The sequence below is a fragment of the uncultured Maribacter sp. genome, from assembly GCF_963977385.1.
GTDB lineage: Bacteria > Bacteroidota > Bacteroidia > Flavobacteriales > Flavobacteriaceae > Maribacter.
Window position 1 is genome coordinate 56,194 of sequence record NZ_CAXBOU010000002.1, and the last position, 22,115, is coordinate 78,308.

Sequence of the window (22,115 nt, forward strand, 5' to 3'; positions counted from 1 at the left end):
TCCTGGGCATTAAACATTCTTATGATGGTTTTATTTAGAAAAGTTAGAAGAAATTTATTGCGCTTAGATAAATTCAAAAGTTACTTCATTTATGCGCTTGGCGAAGTTTTATTGATTGTAGTGGGTTTGTTGATTGCTTGGAAAATTAACAACCTAAATGAAATTAAAAAAAATAGGATTGTAGAATTAAAGATTTATAAAAGTTTAAGTCAAGAACTCGATACTAATTTAATTGTTTTAGATAGTGCAATCGTCGATTACACTACTAGTATTCAGAAACTTCAGAATACGCTCAATTATATAGGTATGAAACCAGAAGAGTTAACCCAAGAGGCAAAAACATTAATTGTCAATTTAAATTATGAAAAAACAATTTTTCGTAACGAGGCAATTAACTCAATAAATGTAACTAACAAGTTTGAATTTATTGAAAGTGATTCACTTAAACAACTTATAGCTGCCTACCCTAATGAACTAGATAGTTTTAACAATCAACAAGCAAAAATTGAAAGTATTATTACATATCGTCTTAAGCCAATTATAGAAAAACATATTTCATTGATGGAGATTCTTCCACAAAATAGTTACAACTACAATAGGATTAAAACATTTGGTGAGCAATCTAATTATGCTGAATTACTGGTCAGCAGAGAATACCAAAATGGCGTAATCGATAGGTTGTTGAATACAAAAGGCCAATTGTCCATTGCAAAAAACTTAAGGCAAAAAACGAAAAAAATTGTTACGAAATTAAATCAAGAATTATATACACCATAACAGATTACTTCTTGAAAAAAACACAAGTATAAAAAAATTAAAATTTTTAAATAAATAATAAAAATGACACTATGATTAATCGAATAAAATATACCTTTTTAGTATTCTCATTTTTTGGACTCATAGCTGCAAGCTGTGGCGGTTGTAGCAGTGATGATATTTCATCAGAATCTGATGTTGTGATTGATAGTTCAATGGATGACCTAAACGTAATTAATGTTGATGCATCCTTATTCCTTACTAGCAATGGTTCAGTTACAGTTACTACTGTGCCCTGTACACTTTCTGATGGCACTTCTACCGATTGTTATCAAATTGTAGCGACCAGCAATCCTGCAGACCATGAAATGGGACCTTGGTGTCCTGATAACATTACTGATGGTGCTGACAAAGGTGGTATATGGCTTGAAAACGGAGAGGTATACGATGTTGATGGTGCATTCATTGAAAATATGGCTAGCTTTTACAATGATAGTACATGGAAAATGTATGATGCCAACGGTGATATCTATACGACAGAAACTGAAGATGATTGTGCAAACGCTGCCAACCCTAATGTTGGAGTAGAATATGAGAATTACTGTGTAGAATGCTTACCGTCATATGTAACAGATTTAACCCAAACATATCAAATACCTATTACACCAATTAAACAATCGACTTCTACAGATTTTGGTGGTTTCGGACCTCCGGGAGTTGGTGGAAACGGACCTTCTCAACGTGGTCTTGCTTTCAATGGTGTCGTATTTGATGCTCCTGCACCCACAGATGCTATTTTAGGTGCCTATACGTTAGCTCCATTTGATGACGCTGGCGGACATATTAATTTGAATGCCGGGTACCATTATCACGCAGCAACGGGGGTTTCGACTCAAATAACACAGACCGATGATCATGCTGCAATGATTGGTTATGCGATGGACGGATTTGGTCTTTATGCACAGCTAGATGCCGATGGTAACGAACCAACAGATTTAGATGATTGCAGAGGTCACGAAGATGATTCTAGGGGATACCACTATCATGTAGCAGCTCCTGGTACCAATAGCTTTATTAATTGTTTAAATGGTGCTTACGCTAATTAAATAGGCTATTCTAATTTAATAAAATCAGGATTTAAGCTTCACTAAAGACTAGATATTATGTTCAAAAAAATTATCGTTATCGCATTCGTTTTCTTTGTCATTCAAATACATGCACATCAAGCTGATGTATCGACTACGATGCTTGTAGAAAAAGAAAACAATAGTTGGATTTTGCAGATTAGTTGTTCATTAACCGCGTTTCAACATGAAATTCGAACGCATTATTCCGAAACGCCCTATCAAACTCCAGAAGAGTTTAAACAAATGGTGTTAGCGCATTTAAAAAAGAACTTACATATCAGTTTCAATGGTAATGAGAGTGTATCGCTAAGTGATGGCGTAGTAATTCTAGGTCATGAAACTAAGGTAGTTTTTGAAGTCTTCGGTATTCCATCAGAAATTAATTCGGTCATTTTCAAGAATAGCGCCTTTAAAGACATCCATAAAAATCAAAGCGCACTAATGCTTTTCAAAAAAGACTTTAGTAAGGAACATTTTGTACTGAATGATGCTAATAGTCACACTTTAAATCTAGAGGTTAATGGTAATGGATTTATTGAAGTAGGAAAAAATGAAGCTGGTTTAATGTCATATCAAATAGTTTTTGCTTTGATAGGCATTATGGGGATTGGATTCATAATTCGAAATGTCTATCGCTTAAAAAAGAATTTTGCTCGCAATAATCATAATTAAAAATAGAAGTTAAAATCAACTCTAAATAATAGTATTCCAGCAATAAAAGTGACACTAAAAAATGTTTTTTTTATATGTCAGATTCACTAAAAACAACCTGAGCACAACGAACTCAATAAGCTTTACCAGATAGTTAAAGTGATTCACTTAAAACTATCCCCATTTTACTGAAGATTGATTTTTGACGTTGTATTTATCCCTATATTGTACTCAAATAACAATTAATATAAATGCTTTAATATCATATTATGAAAAAAAATAGTCTAAAAAGAATTCCCCAAGTGTCATTTGTTTTGGCATTATCATTCATGACCTTAGTTGCATGTAGTAGCGATAGTGTTGATGATGATATTACAGAAGAAATTGCCAACAATGATGATTCTGAAGAGGTTGTAACAGAATTACATGCTGCCTATGCCGCCTTTAATTCAGATGCAGTAACTGTCTATTTAGATGGTTCTGAAGTTGTAATTGAAACAACAGGCTTGCCAAATCACGAAACAGTATATTGGGGAGAAGGCAATTCTCTATACAGAGAAGAGCCAGATGTTGATATTACTCCAAGTATAATGTCTAGCAACAATAATGCAACCACCATACGTGTAGATGCAACCCCGGATTTATCAGGTAGTTCTGTTGCTACAGATTTTAATACTATTGGTATCGCTGTAAGTGGCTCTTCTATTTTTAACGATCAAGAAGGTGGTGGCGCATTAGATGCCGCTGCTGGTAGTTTAGATTGGACAGGTGCACATATTGGTCCAGGGGTATATCACTATCATTTAGAGCCAAAAGCATTTTCTGATGATGATGAAAATTTAATTGGTGTTTTATTAGACGGTGTTTTTCTTTATGGCCGTAAATGTAATTCAACTGGTGATTATCCTTCAGATCTTGATTCTTCTGGTGGACATACAACTGCTACTCAATATACCGATGGAGCAGAAGAATATCACTATCACATTATTAATGAAATTTATTCAACAACAGGTTCATATCTAGCATTTGCTGGTCCTTACCAAGGATATTAAAAATGAGAATAGTTCACTTCCATATCATTTGTTTTATACTGATTTTTCAAGTTGGTTGTAAAAACACAGTTGAGCCCAAAGCTTTGGTTGACAAACCTATAGAAGTTAAGCAAGAAACTAAATTTAAAGAAGAATTGACATTAAATCAATTGGAAGGAACTTGGTATTATAAAAACTCACCTTATGATGGTTATTCAATAGCCTTACATGAAAATGGTACATTGGCAGAAAAGGTGGGTTTTATAAAAGGTAAAAGAGAAGGTGAAGCCCAAAAATGGTCAGAAGCAGGAGTTTTACGAGTAGAATATCATTATAAAAATAACCGTCTAGAAGGTTCTTATAAAAGTTGGTGGGAAAATGGGCAATTGGCACAAGATGCTAATTACGTTAATGGTAACATGAACGGAATAGAAAAGAAATGGTATCCAGGCGGGCAATTGGCAAAAGAAAGACAATTATTAAAAGGTAGGGAAGAAGGTTTACAAAAGGCATGGTTGCAAAATGGAACTTTGTATGTAAACTATGAAGCTAAAAACGGACGTATTTTTGGGTTACGTAGAGCAAATTCATGTTATCAATTAGAAGATGAAGTTGTAATTAGATCAGAAAACGAATTATTATGAACAAGACAGTACTTTCTATAGTTGCTATATTACTTTTCGCTGCTTGTAAACAAACGGTAAAAAAAGAAAATATTCAGGTAACTGAAACCAGTAGGGTAGAGCACTTGCCGTTTTATAACGATGAGTCATTTACACCACATTGGATAACTCCAAATACTGAAGAAGAAAAACAATTTCACAAAATTCCTGATTTTGAATTGGTGGATCAGTTAGGCGATACATTGACTCAAAAATCATTTGAGAATCAAATTTACATTACGGACTTCTTTTTTACGAGTTGCCCAGGTATTTGTTTGAAGATGACCAATAATATGACGAAGGTGCAAGAAGCTTTTTTAGATAATCCTGAAGTAGCTATTCTTTCACATTCCGTTACCCCTTCAATAGATTCAGTTTCTGTCCTTAAAACATATGCTGAAAAGAATGGAGTTTTAGATTCTAAATGGCACTTGGTTACAGGTGATAAAACTGAAATTTACAACTTAGGTAGAAACGAATATTTTGTAGAAAATGATTTAGGTATTCCAAAGGATATCAATGACTTTCTGCACACAGAAAACTTCTTGCTCATAGATAAAAACAAGCACATACGTGGTATCTATAACGGACTCAACCGGGCTTCAATAGCACAATTGATTACTGATACCGAGGCTTTGTTAAAGGAAATCTAATCATACTGATTTTAAGATAAAAGCATAATCGAGTCCTTAATAATAATTCCCTACTTTTATAAGGCTTACAAACATACTTCCCCGGTTTATAAGAGCATCAACATTTTAAAACAAATGACATGCCCATATATATGGATCGCCACGATGTGGCAGAAGAGGTTACTGCTGAAATTGTTGCCACTATACATAAGGAAGATCTTCGAATTCAACACCAATATTGCTGCAAGGGTCTTACCTATTGGTATGACGATATTAGAAAAACAGCTTTTTGCTTGGTAGAGGCACCTAATAAAGAAGCTATTACAGAAATGCACGCCCAAGCACATGGTGAGGTGCCAAATACAATTATTGAAGTAGATGCCAGTATTGTTGAATCATTTTTAGGTCGAATAGAGGATCCTGCAAAATCTCAAAAAACAGAATTGAATATTGTTAATGATCCTGCTTTTAGAATTCTAGTGGTACTTCAACTTTTTGAAAACGAACTTACGACTGTTCCTGACAACAAACTGTTCACTTTGATTAAAACGATTACAGAAAAAAATGAAGGTCGTTTGATTAAAAATAACAGTAACTACCTATTAATTTCATTTACCTCTACTACAAAGGCCATTAATGCTTCATTGGCTATCAAAAAAGTATTTTCCGATTCTAAAACAAAAACTAAACAATTATGTATTGGTGTAAGTGCAGGTGTTCCTGTAACTAAGGAACATGGTTTTTTCGAAGAAACCATGAAAACTGCCATGCGATTATCAAATATCTCTAAAAACCAAATAGTCATTACGTCTGAAGTAAAGGATTTATTTGAAAGTGAAAATCAGAATTCACGATTATCAACTAATGAAATAAAAACACTTCCATTTCAAGAAGAACAGTTTTTAAATAGTGTAATGAATTACTTGGATAGTGAATGGCAAAATACTGATTTAGGTGTCGAGAAGTTTTGTTCACATTTAGGTTTGAGCACTTCTCAACTGTATCGAAAAACGAAAAGCATATTACATACATCCACAAATAATTTAATTCAAGAACATAGATTAGAAAAGGCATTAGAATTTTTGCGTAGAAAGAATAAAACTATCTCTGAAATTGCTTTTGAAACAGGCTTCAATAGTGCTGCCTATTTTACAAAGTGTTTTCATAAAAAGTACGGAGTTTCACCATCCTCCTTTATAAAAAATGCTTAACAAATAGAAATAAAAGGAATTACACCTTGAACGAATTGTTATAGTGTTTGGTTGAAATGTAGAATTTATTATGAAAAAGCATGATTAGCTTTGGTATAGACAACCAAAACACTTCAAGTCATGAAAAATATTTTAATACTCATTTACGGAATTTTAGCCTACATTATTTTTCTGGTTTCTTTTCTCTATTCTATTGGCTTCGTCAATAATTTTTGGGTGCTTAAAGGTATAGACACAGGTACTGAAATTGATATGATGACAGCTCTTTTGACCAATATCAGCTTATTGAGCTTATTTGCAATTCAACATAGCGTTATGGCTAGACCAGCTTTTAAAAATTGGTGGGTTAAAATAATTGGTAAACCTGCTGAAAGAAGCACGTATATTCTACTGACTAGCCTAGCATTGTTACTTATTTTTTGGAAATGGCAACCTATGACTGATACGGTTTGGACGGTTGAAAATAGTACCATCGCGATGGGTATACAAGTTCTTTATTTTATAGGATGGTTAATTGTATTATTATCCACTTTTATGATAAGTCATTTCGAACTCTTTGGTCTTACACAAATTGTAGACAATCTTAAAAATAGAGTTTCGAAATCTCCATCTTTCCAAATCAACTATTTCTACGGATTGGTTCGGCATCCAATAATGTTGGGTTTTTTAATCGCATTTTGGGCAACCCCAACCATGACTAAAGGGCACTTACTATTTTCTGCAGTGACTACTGTTTATATTTTGGTAGCAATAAAGTTCTTAGAAGAAAGAGACCTAAAGAAAGCATTAGGTGAAACCTATGTTTCCTATCAAAAAAAGGTGCCGATGCTTATTCCATTTACCAAATTATCAAAACAAAAATCATTTTAAAACCTATAAATTATGAACAAATCGCTATTTGAACGTCTAGGAGGAAGAGTAGGAATCTCCACTATAGTTGATAACACGGTTACCAATCATATGGATAACCCAGCTGTTAACGCTAGATTCTTGCCTTTAAAAAATCAACCACAACGTCTGGCTATAATTAAAAGTCATACCATCGACTTTTTTAGTGCTGGTAGTGGCGGACCAGTAACCTATACAGGCAAGGATATGGTCACTGCCCATACAGGAATGAATATAAGTCCTGGAGAATATATGCATGTAATGGATGATATTTTCAAAGCCTTAGATCAAAACGGTATTGACGAGGAATCCAAAAAAGATGTCCTTGCCATATTGTGGTCCTTAAAAGGAATGATGATATCAAAATAAAAACAATACAACAAGTACATAAAACGAAACAAAACCATGAAAAACCTTGAACAACCAATCACAGAAAAACATATAGAAAGCCTACGAAAGCAATTAAAAGGTAAACTAATAACAACTAACGACACTTCGTATGATGAAGCACGAAAAATATATAACGCCATGATTGATAAACATCCTGGTGCTATTGCTATGTGTACGAATGTAAATGATGTTAAAATTGCAGTTGATTTTGGTAGAAATAATAATTTACTCGTTGCAATTAGAGGAGGAGGTCATAATGGTGGCGGATTAGGATTATGTGACGGCGGATTAGTCATTGACCTATGTGGACTAAAGTCTATTTCTGTGAATACTGTAAATAATACTGTAAAAGTTGGTGGTGGTTGTATATGGAACGAAGTGGATAACGCTACCCATGAACACAATCTAGCCATACCTTCTGGGATGGTTTCTTCGACTGGTGTTGGCGGACTAACACTTGGTGGTGGGGTTGGATACCTTGCTCGTAAATATGGACTTACTATTGATAATCTATTGGAAGCTGAAATGGTTTTAGCGGATGGCTCAATAGTTACTGCCAATAAAAATGAACATTCAGATTTGTTCTGGGCGATTCGTGGTGGTGGTGGTAATTTTGGTGTCGTTACCGAGTTTACTTTTCAGGCACATAAACTTAAAACAGTGTTTGGCGGACCAACCTTATGGCCTATAGAACAGGTTGAAGAAATTATGGAATGGTTTGATGGATTTATACGTACAGCTTCAGACGATATCAACGGATTTATTGCTACAATGGTTATTCCAGAATCTCCATTTCCAGCCCATTTACATAATAAAAAATTCTGTGGTATTGTTTGGTGTTATGTTGGTGATATGGAAAAGGCAGACGAGGCTTTTGCCCCAATTTTAGCTAAAAATCCAATTTTTGCTCATGTAGGAGAAATGCCTTATCCGGCAATTCAGACTATGTTCGATGGCTTATTACCTACGGGAATGCAATGGTACTGGCGTGCCGATTTCTTCAATTCACTAAATGCAGATATACGTGCACAACATTTAAAGTTCGGTTCAGCGATACCGACCCCTTTATCTCAAATGCACTTATACCCAATTACAGGTGCAGCAAGTAGAGTTGGGGCTTCTGATACGCCTTGGGCATACCGTGACGCAGAATATTGTGGCGTGTACATTGGTGTTGATCCCGACCCAAAGAATGCTAGTAAAATTACAGAGTGGTGTAAAGGGTATTATGAAGCCTTACATCCTTATTCTGCCGGTGGCGCTTATTCTAATTTTATGATGGATGAAGGTCAAGAACGGGTTCAAGCGAGCTACAAGCAGAATTATAAACGATTAGCAACTATCAAACACCAATATGATCCTAACAACTTTTTTAGAGTGAATCAGAATATTATTCCAAAATCGTAACTTAAGGATATCTAAAAAGGGTATGATGAAGAAAGTTGTGTATTATGTAGCGATTTCAATTGATGGATTTATATGCGGACTCGATGCTGATATAAGCGGATTTGTCGGAGAAGGAAATGGTGTAACACAATATTTGGTCGATTTAAAAGAATTTGAAACCGTAATCATGGGACGAAATACCTATGAGTTTGGCTATGCTTACGGATTAAAACCAGGGCAACCCGCATATCCTCATATGGAACATTATATATGCTCTAAGTCCATGAGTTTTGATAATATGCACGAAAAAGTACATTTAGTAACTGAATACGAAACTGAAACAATCAATAAGTTAAAAAAGAGTTCTAATACTGACATCTATTTATGCGGTGGTGGTATTTTTGCGGGTTGGCTTCTAGAGCATAAGCTCATTGATGTACTTAAGGTCAAATTGAATCCTTTGCTACTAGGAGATGGTATTCGTTTATTCGGCGATTCAAAACAAGGTTATAAACTGAATCTTACGGATACCCATTCATATGACGGAGGGTTAGTTTTTAACACCTATAATATTTTATATAAATAGTTTAAAGGTTTAACAACCATTTCAAACCAAAAAAGCCTGTAAACATATATTTACAGGCTTTTTACTATTTAAAACTTAATGTCTTATTTTAAAGAAGCTAAAAGTTTTTCAGCAACTAGTTCTGATGATGCAGGATTCTGTCCGGTAATCAAATTTCCATCTTGAATTGCATAAGCAGCCCAGTCTTCTTTCTTAGAATAGATTCCACCATTTTCTTTTAGCATATCTTCTACTAAGAAAGGAACTACGTTCGTTAATTGAACAGCTGCTTCTTCAGTATTAGTGAATCCGGTAACTTTTTTGCCTTTCACTAACGGACTTCCATCTTTTCCTTTAACTCCTTTTAGAGCTGCTGGAGCGTGACATACAAAAGCTACAGGTTTCTCTTGAGCATTAAAAGTTTCAATCAATTTAATAGATGTAGCATCATTTGCTAAATCCCATAAAGGTCCGTGTCCACCTGGGTAGAATACGGCATCAAAATCTGAAGCATTAATATCGGCCAAAACTTTGGTGTTCGCTATAATACCTTGAGCTACCTTATCGTCTTTAAAACGTTTTGTGTCTTTCGTTTGGGCATCTTCGGTATCACTACTAGGATCAATAGGTGCTTGACCTCCTTTTGGAGTAGCCACTGTAATAGCAGCACCTTTGTCTAATAAAGCATAATACGGAGCAGCGAATTCTTCAATCCAAAATCCTGTTTTCTTTCCTGTGTCTCCCAAAGTATCATGAGAGGTCAATACGAATAATATTTTCATTTTCTTTTTTTTAAACTTTTGATTTATAACTAATGGCTTTGTTAAGCCTTAACTATCATTTTTCCTTTATTTTTTCCTGCCATCATATCTAAAAACGCTTGGGGAGTATTTTCAAAACCTTCAACAATTGTTTCTTTATATGTTAGTTTTCCTTCCGCCAACCAAGTAGCTAAATGTTTCATGGCTTCTGGGAATTTATCCGCATAATTTGAAACAATAAACCCTTGCATTAAGGCACTATTCTTCACTAAGAATGGCTGCACACTTAGGCCTGTTGGTAATTCGGTGTTATTGTAAACCGATATTGCACCACAAATAATCATACGTGCAAATCTGTTTATACTGAACAATACAGCATCAGAAATTGGACCGCCAACATTATCAAAATAGATATCTACACCATTGGGAGCTGCTTTTTGAATAGCAGACTTCATATCTTTTGTGGTTTTGTAATTAATACCGTGGTCAAAACCAAGTTCTGAAGTCAACATATTTACTTTCTCATCAGAACCAGCAATACCAATAACATTGAGGCCAAGTATTTTACCTATCTGACCAACTACACTACCAACGGCACCTGCTGCACCAGACACGACCAACGTTTCTCCTTTTTTAGGTTTTCCAATTTCATGCAGCCCTAAAAAGGCCGTCAATCCGGTCATACCAATAATACCTAAATAGGCACTTAATGGAGCTTTTTCTTTATCTACTTTCTGAAAACCTTCACCGTTAGAAACTTGTTGCGTTTTCCATGGCAACATTCCAGCTACAAAATCACCTTTTTTAAAGTTGTCATTCTTAGATTCTAAAACCTCCGCAACCGCGCCAGAGCTAATCGGCTGACCTACTTCGAAAGGGGGTATATAAGATTTAGCTTCGCTCATTCGACCACGTAAATAGGGGTCTACTGAGATATATGTGGATTGTAAGAGAATTTCACCGTCAGATAATATAAGGTTATTTTCCTGTTCTTTAAATTCGAAATCTGCTAGGGTAGGGGTACCAATTGGACGTTGTTTTAAATTTATTGACTTAATCATAACTAATATATTTACCTTATTAATAATTCATCAACTTAAATTTTTAATAGTTAAGGACTTTACCTTTATACTACGTAGTTAAACTTAAGCCTTTGGATATAATTCTATATTGCTAATCAAAGGTATTACAAAAAAGAATGAACATTCATTTTTTAACAAAGGTTTATAAATTCTCATAGAAATTCTTTATATATACAACTAGGGGATTTGTTAAGTTTAAAAAATGGACTTTTGTATATTAAATTATACAAAAACTGTAATTAGGAAGTACAAGCACTTCGTTTTAACAACATATATTCACCCTTGTTCTTAAAGTCACGAATAGATGTACCAGTATACCGTTTAAATGTTTTTGATAGATGGCTTATGTCTGTAAAGTCCAAGTCATCCGCAATTTGTGTTAGCGTAAAATCAGAATTCAACAACCTAATTTCAACAAGCTTTAACTTGGCTTTTATTATATATTCTCTCAAGGGCATTTGCACCTGTTTTTTAAAATATTCGCTCACATAGGTAGGTGACATCATAAAAACAACTGCTAAATTTTCAACTTTCAAAAGCTCTGATTTATCAATATTTTCATTGATAAACATAAGCATTTTGATAATTCTTTCTTCAGAGTTTTTAGTGTCAAAATCAAAATAACTAGTCCTTTTTATATTACGAATTAGAATTTCTAAAATACTGGTCATTAAACTGGTAATTAGATTAATAGAATCTTCACCATAATTTCTAGTTTCCAATAAAATCATATCTACCAAACTATTTAAATACGACCTGTCTACATCGGACTTAATAATATCACCTGGTAATTGATTGTAATTCGATAGTATAAATGAAGCTTCCCTAAACCATTCATTTCTATCAATATGTAGTTTATTTACACTTTTAAAGAAAGAATCAGTGAATTTTAAAAAAACAAATTTAGTTGGTTCCTCCAATGCAAAAGAATGACATTTTAAAGGTGGCAATAAAAATATACTGCCTTTGTTAAAAGTATAATCATTATAGTTTATACACTGTGTGCCTTTACCATCTTTAATTAAAACCAGTTCAAAAAAGTTGTTCTTAACTGGGCGCTGTTTCCAATCTGTTAACTCAACTTCTTGTATTTCAAAAGGTCTATAGGCTTCTAAAACTTCCATATTCATCTAATTACAGTGCAAAACTAACTTATTTACTTCAACCTCTCATGAAATAGAAAGAATAAACCTTTATTTATACACTAATTACCATTTTACGTACATCATTAAAGCACGCTAGCTAGGGTAATTTTGCCTTGTATTAAATATATACTTGAATCTAAACTTAAAAAATAAAGAAATGAAAAGAGTACTATTAGTATCGGTATTGGCATCTGTATTAGTGATGTGTAAATCTGCAAATGAGAAAAAACAAGCTCATAAAGAAGATGCAACAGAAATGGTTTCAAAGGAAATTAAAACAGTAGAAACCGTATTTTCAAGTCAAGATATTAGACCTGGTAATTTAGCACTTACAAGTAACGGAAGATTATTTGTTACTATAAATCCTTTAGTATCACCAACAACTAAAGTTTTTGAACTGAATAAAGATGGCGAAAATGTAGCTTACCCAAATGCCAAATATGCAACGGGTGAAAATTCTATTTTCAAAGCTGTTATAGGAATTAGAGCAGACAGTAAAGACAATCTTTGGATGTTAGATATGGGAATCAAGCAATTTGTGATTTGGGATACTAAAAATGAAAAATTAGTAAAAACCATTGCTATTCCTGATGCTGTTGTAAAACCTGCTAGCTTTTTACAAGATTTTGTAATTGACGAAAAACACAATCGTGTCATTATTGCAGATATGACCCAAGGCGATTTAAAAAGTGCTCCTGAGCCTGCTTTTATCGTTATTAATACCGAAAATGGAGAAGCAAAAAGAATGGCACAAAGTCACGTATCAATGATGCCAGAAATGGAAGGCGGATTCGCATTAAACCCAATAGCAATTGACCCACAGAATGATTGGGTTTATTACGGAGCATTACACAGTAAAACAATGTACAGAGCACCTGCAAGTAGCTTTGAATCGGATGAGAAATTATTGAGCACTATTGAGAAATTCGGAGTAAAATCATTTTCTGACGGAATGGAAGTTGATGCAAACGGAAACGTTTATGTAACTAATGTTGTGGATGGCGAAATAGGATTATCTACAAAAAATGAGTACAAAACATTTGCTAAAATTCCTGAAGGACAAACCTGGCCTGATGGTTTATATGTAGCAAATGACGGTTTCCTTTACGGAACAGTGGACCAGTTAAATAAAACTGCAGCCCTAAACAATGGTAAAGAAGAAAGTATTGGTCCATATTTAGTAATCAAGACTGAATTGGTAAAATAGATTAATAGAACAAATATTTAAAATATTGAATTATGAAAAAATCATATTTAACAGTAGTAGCAAGAATTTTAGTAAAAGAAGAGCATAGAGAATTTGTAAAGGCTGAATTATTAAGCTTGTTAGATGTAACAAGAGCTGAAGAAGGTAATATTAGTTACGATCTTCAACAAGATAATGAAAACCCTAACTTCTTTATCTTTTTTGAAAAATGGGTAAATCGCGAGCTATGGCAAAAACATATGGCTAACGAACATTTAGCACATTATTTAAAGGTAACCGATGGTATGGTTGATGAGTTTATTTTAAATGAAATGACTGAAACAGTAAACTAATTTTTAGAAACGCATCTTTTTATTAAGGTGCGTTTCTTGTTTTAAAATTAATAATAAATGGATTTAAAAATTAATGATAAAATCGTTTTTATAAGCGGTTCTACTGCAGGTATTGGATATGCCACTGCAGAACGGTTCTTAAATGAAGGTGCAATCGTAATAATTAACGGAAGAAAACAAGTAACGGTAGATGCTGCAGTAGAAAAACTAAAAGCAAGTACCAACAATACTAATGTTTCTGGTGTTGCCGCAGATTTTTCTAAAGTTGAAGATATCGAGAAACTATTAAAAGAAGTTCCAGAGGTAGATATTTTGGTAAACAATACGGGTATTTTTGAGCCTAAAGCTTTTGCTGACATTCCAGATGAAGATTGGTTTCGATTTTTTGAAGTGAATGTGCTTAGTGGCATTCGTTTGGCAAGACATTATTTCCCTAAAATGTTGAAGAAAAATTGGGGAAGAATCATTTTTATATCTAGTGAATCTGCAGTTTTTATTCCAGATGAAATGATTCATTATGGAATGACAAAAACGGCTCAATTAGCTGTAAGTAGAGGATTGGCAGAATTAACAAAAGGCACCAATGTTACAGTAAATTCTATTCTACCAGGACCAACAAAGTCTAAAGGAGTTAGTGGTTTTATTCAAGATTTAGCTAAAGCGGATAATGTTTCTGAAGATGTAGTCGAAGAAAATTTCTTCAAAAATATGCGTCCGACTTCGTTAATAGAACGCTTTGCTTCAGTTGATGAAATTGCTAATACTATAGTTTATTATTCTAGTGATTTAGCTTCGGCTACAAATGGTGCTGCTATTAGAGTTGATGGTGGATTAATTCGTTCAATATTATAAAAATTAAGATGAAAACAATACTAAAAATAGGGGTTACCAATTTATCATTTCATCGTATTGCAGCTTCTTTGGTTGCTAATACGTTATTAGAAATGGGTTTTAATGTGGAACGCGAATATGCACCACATCAAGAGAATTTTGAGCGATTAAAATCTGGACAAGTAGATATGCTAGCTTCGGCTTGGTTGCCATCAAGTCACGGTATTTACAAAAGTGATGTAGAGAAGGAAGTTCCGTTGCTAGAATTGGGTTTGCACTACAAACCGTATGCGCTTTGGGGAGTTACAGATTATATTTCTGAAGAAGTTACTGAGATTTCAGATTTACTAAAGCCAGAGGTACTTTCTAAAATGAAAAAGGATATTCAGGGTATAAACCCTGGAGCAGGTATAACGCGTTTTTCTATTGAAATTATGGAAGCCTACGGATTAAGTGCTGCGGGTTATAAATTTCACACAGGTACAGAAGACGATTGTTTTAGCGCTTTTGAAAATGCAGTTGCCCATAAACAATGGATGGTGGTACCTCTTTGGAAACCACAATTTCTACATTACAAATACAACATTAGAGAGTTAAAAGAGCCTAAAGGATTATTAGGTATTGTAGACAAAGCGGTTTTATTACTTCGTGAAGATAAAAAGGATTTATTTACCGATGCGCAATTGAAAAAACTAGATGGTTTACATTTTACAAATGATATTATTGCAGAACTAGATTATAAGGTTTCTCGTGAAGGAAAAGATATTGACGAAGTGACCAAAAACTGGTTGCAAAATCAATCCTAATTAGCATTTGCTTTTAGGTAAGTTTAGGGCTGAATTTCCGACGAACTAGTACAACATAAAGAGGAGGAATAACAAATGGATTTATTTAGTCAAACAGATTTATTTTCTTCAGAAGATGTCCGTAAAATAGAATTTGATCTACCAGGAGCTGATGTTACTTTATTCGAGAATTTCTTCAGTTTAGAAGAAAGCAATAGGTTATATAATAGCTTAATTAAAAATACGCCTTGGCAGCAAGAGCAAATTACCATTCACGGTAAAGATGTAGACTACCCTAGATTAACCGCTTGGTATGGAGATGTTACTAAGGATATAAAATACACGAATACAAAAAGTAAAATGCATTTATGGAATGCAGATTTACTTTTTATCAAAGAGCGAATAGAGCAGGAGGTCAACATAAAATTTACACGTTGTTTGCTTAATTATTATAGAGATGGTAAAGACAGTGTAGATTGGCACCAAGACTATAAAGGAGACCAACGTAAAAACACAGTTATTGCTTCGGTAACTTTTGGAGAAACCAGACCTTTTCAATTAAAACATACTACCCGAAAAGATTTAAAACGTGTAGATATTCCTTTAGCTCACGGAAGCCTGCTTATTATGGAAGGCGATACCCAAGATAACTGGAAGCATAAAATACCAAAAACGGCTAAGGAAATTCAACCTAGAATCAACTTGACTTTCAGATGGCTCAATTAATCTTTTGTTGGTATTATTAAAGGGTAAAATAGTTTTTAAAAGCTTAATATCCACTTTAAATTCTGGTACAAACCCCTTTTTGGTCATGTTTCTATAAAAACCCTTTTAAAAACCTCTATTTATACATATATCTCCTTTTTTTATACTGTAATAAAGGTGTGTACTGGTTTTACATTTGTATCAAATTAATAAAACAACATTTCAAAATATAATAATGAGCACACCAAACATCGCAAAAGAAGAGATTATCAACGCTTTTAACTTTAGACACGCAACAAAGGAATTTGACGCTACCAAAACTATATCTGATGATGACATGAAATTCATCTTAGAAGCAGCACATTTATCACCTAGTTCATTTGGTTTTGAACCATGGCATTTTATAGTAGTTCAGGATAAAGAATTACGTGAGTTATTAAAACCTGTAGCTTGGGGAGCACCACTAAAATTAGATACTGCTAGCCATTTTGTATTAGGTTTAAGTATGAAAGCGCCAATGGTAAAACATGATTCGGAATATATCATGCATATGATGAAAGACGTAAAGCAACTACCTACTGAAGTAATTGAAATGTATTCTAAATTTTACAGAGAATTTCAAGAGCGTGATTTTGACTTGGACACGGACAAAAAATTGTTTGACTGGTCATCAAAGCAAACGTACATCGCTTTAGGAAACATGATGACAGCTGGCGCTTTAACAGGAATTGATTCTTGTCCTATTGAAGGTTTTCATCAAGAAAATGCAGAAGCTTTATTGAAGGAGAAATTTGGTGTAGATACAGATAAATATGGTCTATCGTTTATGACTGCTTTCGGTTACAGAAAAGCAGATCCAGAATTTGGTAAATCTAGAAGAAACTTTGATGATATCGTTACTTGGAAGTAATCATATCATTCTAAAAAACAACATAAAATGAAAGCAATAGGATATAAAGAGAATCTCCCCATAGAGGATGTTAAATCACTACAAGATTTAGAATTAGCAATGCCAAAAGCAATAGGTAGAGACATTCTAGTTGAGATAAAAGCTATTTCTGTAAACCCAGCAGATTATAAAGTAAGAGCAGGAATGCCTGTTGAAGGCGATGATTGGAAAATTATTGGTTGGGATGCTACCGGGATTGTAAAAGAAGTTGGTGAAGATGTTACGCTGTTTAAAGTTGGTGACGAAGTTTGGTATGCGGGTGATTTCACAAGACAAGGAAGCTATGCGCAGTATCAAGTGGTAGATGAGCGTATAGTGGGCAAGAAACCATCTAGCTTATCTTATGCGGAAGCTGCGGCTTTGCCATTAACTTCTCTTACGGCTTGGGAAATGTTGTTTGATAGATTAGAAGTTGCAACTGATGATGCCAGTAAATCTATTCTAGTAATTGGTGCAGCTGGTGGTGTTGGTTCAATTTTAGTACAATTAGCTAAGAAGCTTACAAAACTGAACATTATTGGAACGGCTTCCCGTGAAGAAACTACAAATTGGTTAAAAGAATTGGGTGCTGACTCGGTTATTAACCACAGAAATAAATTGAGTGAGGAATTTGAAAAATACAAGCTCCCTGCTCCTGATTATATCGTGAGTTTAAATGCTACCGAGCAACATGCAGACGAGATTGTAAAAGTAATTAAACCACAAGGTAAATTCGGTTTTATTGATGATCCAAAGTCATTTAATGTCATGCCTTTTAAAGGTAAGGCTGTGTCTACTCATATTGAGTTGATGTTCACTCGTTCTATGTTTCAAACGGAAGATATGATTGAGCAACACAACATCTTAAATGAGGTTTCTAAACTGATAGACAACGGAACTATTAAAACTACTTTAGGAGAAAACTTTGGAACTATCAACGCAGAGAATATGCGTAAAGCCCATGCTTTCTTAGAGACAGGAAAAGCCAAAGGTAAAATTGTTTTAGAAGGATTTTAGACGCAATGAGTCAAATAATTAAAATAGAAAATGAAAACTACACTTAAATTATTTCTTATAGCAGCAATCTTTGCTGGTACTACGGCTAATGCACAGGTTAATACTATTGATTCCGTGGCGACCTCAAAAGTGCAGCATTTCAATTTTGATGAAATGGAATCAGAAACTATTGGCGAAGGTATTCAGCGTAAATGGTTTCATGGAGAAAAAGGTCAAATGACTATTTTTAATTTGGAAAAAGGGGCACATATTCCATGGCACCAACATCCCAATGAGCAGATTACCTATATCATGTCCGGTAAGGTTAAAATCAAAACCATTATTGATGGCAAAGAGGAGTTTGTTATTGTTTCTGGTGGCGAAGTAATTGTGTTTCCAGAAAACATACCTCATGAGTTTTGGGCTTTGGAAAAAACGGTAGATTTAGATGTACATGTTCCTGTTCGTCAAGATTGGTTGTCTAAAGAATTGCCAGATTATTTAAAGAAAAGCGAATAAGATGAAAAAGCAATTAATTACACTTAGTATACTACTTTCAGCTATGACTATAAACGCTCAGAAAACAATAGCCAAAGCAGAAGTTTTTGCAACAGTAGATCAAGCTGTGGGTAATATTACGTTTACTAACGAAGGAGATTTGATATACAGTCATCATCCTTTTTTTGGTCCAGAAATTAGAGTGGTCAAGTTTGATGAAAAAACAAATACAACCACACCGTTTCCTAATTTAGAATGGAATACGCTAAGAGCTACAGATGATAATTATTTGAGCAATGTATTGGGAATCCGTAATGATGAAAACGGAATTATCTGGATGCTAGACATGGCACAACGTGATAATGTAACACCAAAAATTGTAGGCTGGAACACCAATACCAATACATTGGAGCGTATTTATTACTTGCCAAAATCAGTCGTTCCAGCAATCTCACAACCTAATGATATGGTGGTAGATACCAAAAACGGTTATTTTATTATAGCGGATGAAGGTATTGGTAATGGAGGTGATGGTAGTAAAGCGGCTTTTATTATTGTTGATATGAAAACTGGTAAAACACGTCGTGTTTTAGAAGGTACGCGTACCACCTTACCAGAAAACACACCAACGGTGATTGATGGAAAGCATTTGGCTGTAAACGGTAAAGATTTATTGATTGGTAATGATGGAATTACTGCAGATGCTAATTTTGAATATATTTATTACGGTCCATTAAACGGAACCAAAATCTACAGAGTTAAAACATTAGATCTTGTAGACGAAACTTTGACTGAAGCTGTGTTGGACAGCAAAATTGAAACCTATTCTGAAAAACCCAACAATGGAGGAATGTCTATTGATAAAGATGGCAATCTATATTTAACGGCTTTGGAAACTAAGAGTGTAGCTGTGGTTTTAGCAAAAGACCGAAGTGTTCACACGATGGTAAAAGATGATAATTTGGTCTGGCCCGATGGTGTAAGTTACAACCATGCAGATGGGTATATGTATGTATCTGCTGCACAGGTGAACAGAGGTGCCGCTTTTAACAATGGCAAAAGCATTGCGACTAAACCTTTTTATATTTTCAGATTTAAACCTATAGTAGAAGGCGTTTCTTTTAGATAAGAATTGTAGGTGGTGGAAACTCTGTAGGTCAGGCTGCCTTATTTTTAGCAAATTATGCTAAAAAAGTCTATGTAATTATTAGAAACGAAGACTTAGGTGCTAAAATGAGTGATTATTTGGTACAACGAATAATTGCATGCGAAAACATAGAAGTATTGACCAATAGCAATGTCGTGAAAGTTAAAGGAGACACAAATTTAGAAAAGGTAGAAATTCAAAGAAACGATTCGCTTGTAGAAAATAATATTATGTACCTCTTTACTTTTGTAGGTGCTAAACCTTGTACTGAGTGGCTAAATAATATTATCGATACCGATGAAAAAGGTTTTGTACACACCGGACTCAATATTTGCGATAATGCATTAAACAACAAATCTGAATTTAGCAAACGAAAACCATATACTTTTGAAACCAGCTCACCAGGTCTTTTCGCTGTTGGCGATGTACGCTCTGGTTCCGTTAAACGGGTGGCTTCTGCAGTAGGAGAGGGGTCTATTGTGGTTAGTGATATTCATAAATCTCTTGCGCAATTAGAAGCTGTGAGCACCAAAAATTAAACAACCACACCAATGCCACGTACCATAATAGATAACATAGTAATTGCACAATACAAGGATCAAACCTTTTTCGATTTTTGTAAGTATACCACCATACGTTTTTTTGAAATTGTGTATTTTGAAAAGGGAGAAGGCACTATTAAAATCAATGGCAATACTATAAATTACACCTCCAATAGTATTTTCGTTTTTGTTCCGGATGACATATATATTGTTAATCCAGAATCAGCAACCTCTACCATAGCCATTAAATTTTTAAAAAGTTTTTTTAGAGGTGATGTTTCACAAAATGCAAATCTTCCGGTGAACGATTGGTTCCGTAAGATTGAAGGTGTTTTAAATAGTGAAAGTCATCAGCTACGTGAAATGCAATTTGAGAACAATTCTGATAAATTGCATTTAACTTCTTTGATTAATATGGTAGCTACAGAGAATGAAAAAAAGCAATCTTTTGATATTTTTATCATTCAAAATTCACTTTCCGTAATTCTTCATCTTATTGCCAGAAACATTCAGTTTTTAAATGCAGATATGACTACCAAAGTAGTGGAGTCTTCAAAAATTCAGCAAATCATAAATTATATACATACCAACATTTATAACTCAGATGTGCTATCTACTAAAAGTTTGGCAGACGAGTATCATATGGCAGATAATTACATTAGCGAGTACTTTAAAAAACATACGGATGTATCCTTAAAAAAATACATTCTTAACTACAAATTAAAGCTAGTAGAAACCAGGTTAAAATATACCGATTTGCAGTTTTCTGAAATTGCTATGGAATTGGGTTTTACAGATTCTAGCCACCTTAATAAAACCATTCAAACCTATAAAGGGGTAACTATTGGCGCCTATAAAGCCAGTTTGTCCTAAAAAAATACAAGTAACCTTATTTTTTACCTATAACACATTGTTTTGTACCAATTTAAAGGTAGGTGTCTAAAGTAGATTTGTACTGTAATTAAAATACAACAGATACAAATTTATAAATAACTAGACATGAAAAACAAGGTATTTAAAACATTTAGAGTAGAAGAAAAAGAAGGACAAGCCTGGGTAACTTTTGATAATCCACCAGTAAATATTCAGGATATTCCAATGATCAACGAGCTAAATATTTTAGCTGAAGATTTAGAGAATGACCGTACTATTAAGGTAGTAGTTTTTCAATCTGCCCATCCAGAAATTTTTATAGCACATGCAGACACTAACTTCTTAAAAGAGATGTCTACAAAAGCAGTTGCTAGAGAAGATATAGCGTTGTTAGACTTACAAAAAGTGTTGCAACGTATTAGCAAATTACCACAAATAACAGTTTCTAAAATAGAGGGGTTTGCAAGAGGAGGCGGACACGAGTTTGCTTTGGCAACAGATATGCGTTTTGCAGCACGTGGTAAGGCAGTATTTATGCAAATGGAAGTGGGTATGGGAATTTTGCCTTGTGGCGGTGGCTCTTCTCGTATGGCGCGTCAAATTGGTTTAGGTAGAGCTTTGGAAGTTATTTTATCTGCAAAAGATTTTGATGCAGACCAGGCAGAGGCATACGGACTAATAAATAGAGCTTTAGATGCGGATAAAATTGGTGTTTTTGTTGAAGATTTAGTCAATAGAATGTCGCAGTTTAACTCAGATGCTATTGAAGCTGCTAAACGTACAATTTATGCGTCTATAGATTTACCAATTGAAGAAGCTTTAAAAGAAGAGGCATATTGGTTGTACCAAGCAACAAGCAAATCTCCCGCAATTAAACGTTTTACGTTAGCAGATGATACTAGTTTTCAGAATGATATAGAGAATCAAAGAAATTTTGAAACACTTTTAATGGGATTACAAGGCGTTAACTAAAAATTTTAAGAA

At 34.1% G+C, this 22,115-nt stretch carries 26 protein-coding genes; 23 read left to right on the top strand and 3 right to left on the bottom strand.

The window, feature by feature from the left end; all coding sequences use genetic code 11:
• Nucleotides 1-21 precede the first annotated feature (21 nt).
• The 11 genes from AAC084_RS03495 to AAC084_RS03545 all read left to right on the top strand — a co-directional run bounded on the left by AAC084_RS03495 (nt 22) and on the right by AAC084_RS03545 (nt 9,320).
• Nucleotides 22-777: a hypothetical protein gene (locus AAC084_RS03495; RefSeq protein ID WP_339836991.1), complete on the top strand. Its 756-nt coding sequence runs from the start codon at nt 22-24 to the stop codon at nt 775-777.
• A gap of 71 nt (nt 778-848) precedes the next feature.
• The gene (locus AAC084_RS03500) at nt 849-1,862 is read left to right on the top strand and encodes a YHYH protein (RefSeq protein ID WP_339836993.1); all 1,014 of its coding nucleotides are present in this window, start codon (nt 849-851) and stop codon (nt 1,860-1,862) included.
• 57 nt (nt 1,863-1,919) lie between these two features.
• Entirely contained in the window at nt 1,920-2,555 is a 636-nt protein-coding gene (locus tag AAC084_RS03505) for a DUF6702 family protein (protein ID WP_339836995.1), read from the top strand.
• Nucleotides 2,556-2,803: 248 nt separating this feature from the next.
• A complete protein-coding gene (locus AAC084_RS03510; RefSeq protein ID WP_339836998.1) occupies nt 2,804-3,586 on the top strand; it encodes a YHYH protein in 783 nt (260 codons plus the stop codon).
• A gap of 2 nt (nt 3,587-3,588) precedes the next feature.
• The gene (locus AAC084_RS03515) at nt 3,589-4,209 is read left to right on the top strand and encodes a toxin-antitoxin system YwqK family antitoxin (protein WP_339837000.1); all 621 of its coding nucleotides are present in this window, start codon (nt 3,589-3,591) and stop codon (nt 4,207-4,209) included.
• Nucleotides 4,206-4,880, top strand: a complete 675-nt coding sequence (locus AAC084_RS03520) for an SCO family protein (protein ID WP_339837002.1) — start codon at nt 4,206-4,208, stop codon at nt 4,878-4,880. The genes AAC084_RS03515 and AAC084_RS03520 overlap by 4 nt, the downstream gene beginning before the upstream one ends.
• A gap of 119 nt (nt 4,881-4,999) precedes the next feature.
• The gene (locus AAC084_RS03525) at nt 5,000-6,070 is read left to right on the top strand and encodes a nickel-binding protein (protein ID WP_339837004.1); all 1,071 of its coding nucleotides are present in this window, start codon (nt 5,000-5,002) and stop codon (nt 6,068-6,070) included.
• Nucleotides 6,071-6,190: 120 nt separating this feature from the next.
• Nucleotides 6,191-6,940, top strand: coding sequence for a methanethiol S-methyltransferase (mddA, locus tag AAC084_RS03530; RefSeq protein WP_339837007.1), 750 nt, complete (start codon nt 6,191-6,193; stop codon nt 6,938-6,940).
• Nucleotides 6,941-6,952: 12 nt separating this feature from the next.
• Entirely contained in the window at nt 6,953-7,327 is a 375-nt protein-coding gene (locus AAC084_RS03535) for a group 1 truncated hemoglobin (RefSeq protein WP_339837009.1), read from the top strand.
• A gap of 36 nt (nt 7,328-7,363) precedes the next feature.
• Complete coding sequence (locus AAC084_RS03540) at nt 7,364-8,755, top strand: FAD-binding oxidoreductase (protein WP_339837011.1); 1,392 nt, start codon at nt 7,364-7,366, stop codon at nt 8,753-8,755.
• A gap of 22 nt (nt 8,756-8,777) precedes the next feature.
• Entirely contained in the window at nt 8,778-9,320 is a 543-nt protein-coding gene (locus AAC084_RS03545) for a dihydrofolate reductase family protein (protein ID WP_339837014.1), read from the top strand.
• An 83-nt stretch (nt 9,321-9,403) separates the two neighbouring features.
• Here AAC084_RS03545 and AAC084_RS03550 read toward each other — a convergent pair whose 3' ends face one another.
• The 3 genes from AAC084_RS03550 to AAC084_RS03560 all read right to left on the bottom strand — a co-directional run bounded on the left by AAC084_RS03550 (nt 9,404) and on the right by AAC084_RS03560 (nt 12,266).
• A complete protein-coding gene (locus AAC084_RS03550) occupies nt 9,404-10,081 on the bottom strand; it encodes a type 1 glutamine amidotransferase domain-containing protein (protein WP_339837017.1) in 678 nt (225 codons plus the stop codon).
• 41 nt (nt 10,082-10,122) lie between these two features.
• Complete coding sequence (locus tag AAC084_RS03555) at nt 10,123-11,121, bottom strand: NADP-dependent oxidoreductase (protein ID WP_339837020.1); 999 nt, start codon at nt 11,119-11,121, stop codon at nt 10,123-10,125.
• A gap of 260 nt (nt 11,122-11,381) precedes the next feature.
• Nucleotides 11,382-12,266, bottom strand: a complete 885-nt coding sequence (locus AAC084_RS03560) for an AraC family transcriptional regulator (protein WP_339837023.1) — start codon at nt 12,264-12,266, stop codon at nt 11,382-11,384.
• A gap of 178 nt (nt 12,267-12,444) precedes the next feature.
• Between AAC084_RS03560 and AAC084_RS03565 the strand changes: the two genes are divergently transcribed.
• The 12 genes from AAC084_RS03565 (at nt 12,445) to AAC084_RS03620 (ending at nt 22,103) form a co-directional block, all read left to right on the top strand.
• Nucleotides 12,445-13,494 carry an L-dopachrome tautomerase-related protein gene (locus AAC084_RS03565; protein ID WP_339837025.1) on the top strand — a complete coding sequence of 350 codons (1,050 nt, stop codon included), beginning with the start codon at nt 12,445-12,447 and terminating at the stop codon, nt 13,492-13,494.
• Nucleotides 13,495-13,526: 32 nt separating this feature from the next.
• Nucleotides 13,527-13,826 (top strand): putative quinol monooxygenase, encoded by a 300-nt coding sequence (locus tag AAC084_RS03570; RefSeq protein ID WP_339837029.1) that lies wholly within the window; start codon nt 13,527-13,529, stop codon nt 13,824-13,826.
• A 57-nt stretch (nt 13,827-13,883) separates the two neighbouring features.
• Nucleotides 13,884-14,678: an SDR family oxidoreductase gene (locus AAC084_RS03575; protein ID WP_339837031.1), complete on the top strand. Its 795-nt coding sequence runs from the start codon at nt 13,884-13,886 to the stop codon at nt 14,676-14,678.
• 8 nt (nt 14,679-14,686) lie between these two features.
• Nucleotides 14,687-15,463, top strand: a complete 777-nt coding sequence (locus AAC084_RS03580; protein WP_339837033.1) for a glycine betaine ABC transporter substrate-binding protein — start codon at nt 14,687-14,689, stop codon at nt 15,461-15,463.
• A gap of 75 nt (nt 15,464-15,538) precedes the next feature.
• Entirely contained in the window at nt 15,539-16,168 is a 630-nt protein-coding gene (locus AAC084_RS03585) for an alpha-ketoglutarate-dependent dioxygenase AlkB (RefSeq protein WP_339837037.1), read from the top strand.
• Nucleotides 16,169-16,382: 214 nt separating this feature from the next.
• A complete protein-coding gene (locus tag AAC084_RS03590) occupies nt 16,383-17,057 on the top strand; it encodes an NAD(P)H-dependent oxidoreductase (protein WP_339837039.1) in 675 nt (224 codons plus the stop codon).
• Nucleotides 17,058-17,084: 27 nt separating this feature from the next.
• Entirely contained in the window at nt 17,085-18,092 is a 1,008-nt protein-coding gene (locus tag AAC084_RS03595) for a zinc-binding alcohol dehydrogenase family protein (RefSeq protein WP_339837041.1), read from the top strand.
• A 30-nt stretch (nt 18,093-18,122) separates the two neighbouring features.
• Nucleotides 18,123-18,590, top strand: a complete 468-nt coding sequence (locus tag AAC084_RS03600) for a cupin domain-containing protein (protein WP_339837044.1) — start codon at nt 18,123-18,125, stop codon at nt 18,588-18,590.
• Between the two features lies 1 nt (nt 18,591).
• Nucleotides 18,592-19,698, top strand: a complete 1,107-nt coding sequence (locus AAC084_RS03605; protein ID WP_339837046.1) for an L-dopachrome tautomerase-related protein — start codon at nt 18,592-18,594, stop codon at nt 19,696-19,698.
• Between the two features lie 2 nt (nt 19,699-19,700).
• Nucleotides 19,701-20,255 (top strand): NAD(P)/FAD-dependent oxidoreductase, encoded by a 555-nt coding sequence (locus AAC084_RS03610; protein ID WP_339837953.1) that lies wholly within the window; start codon nt 19,701-19,703, stop codon nt 20,253-20,255.
• 12 nt (nt 20,256-20,267) lie between these two features.
• Nucleotides 20,268-21,131 carry an AraC family transcriptional regulator gene (locus tag AAC084_RS03615; protein ID WP_339837049.1) on the top strand — a complete coding sequence of 288 codons (864 nt, stop codon included), beginning with the start codon at nt 20,268-20,270 and terminating at the stop codon, nt 21,129-21,131.
• Nucleotides 21,132-21,257: 126 nt separating this feature from the next.
• The gene (locus tag AAC084_RS03620) at nt 21,258-22,103 is read left to right on the top strand and encodes an enoyl-CoA hydratase/isomerase family protein (protein ID WP_339837052.1); all 846 of its coding nucleotides are present in this window, start codon (nt 21,258-21,260) and stop codon (nt 22,101-22,103) included.
• The last annotated feature ends 12 nt before the right edge of the window (nt 22,104-22,115 follow it).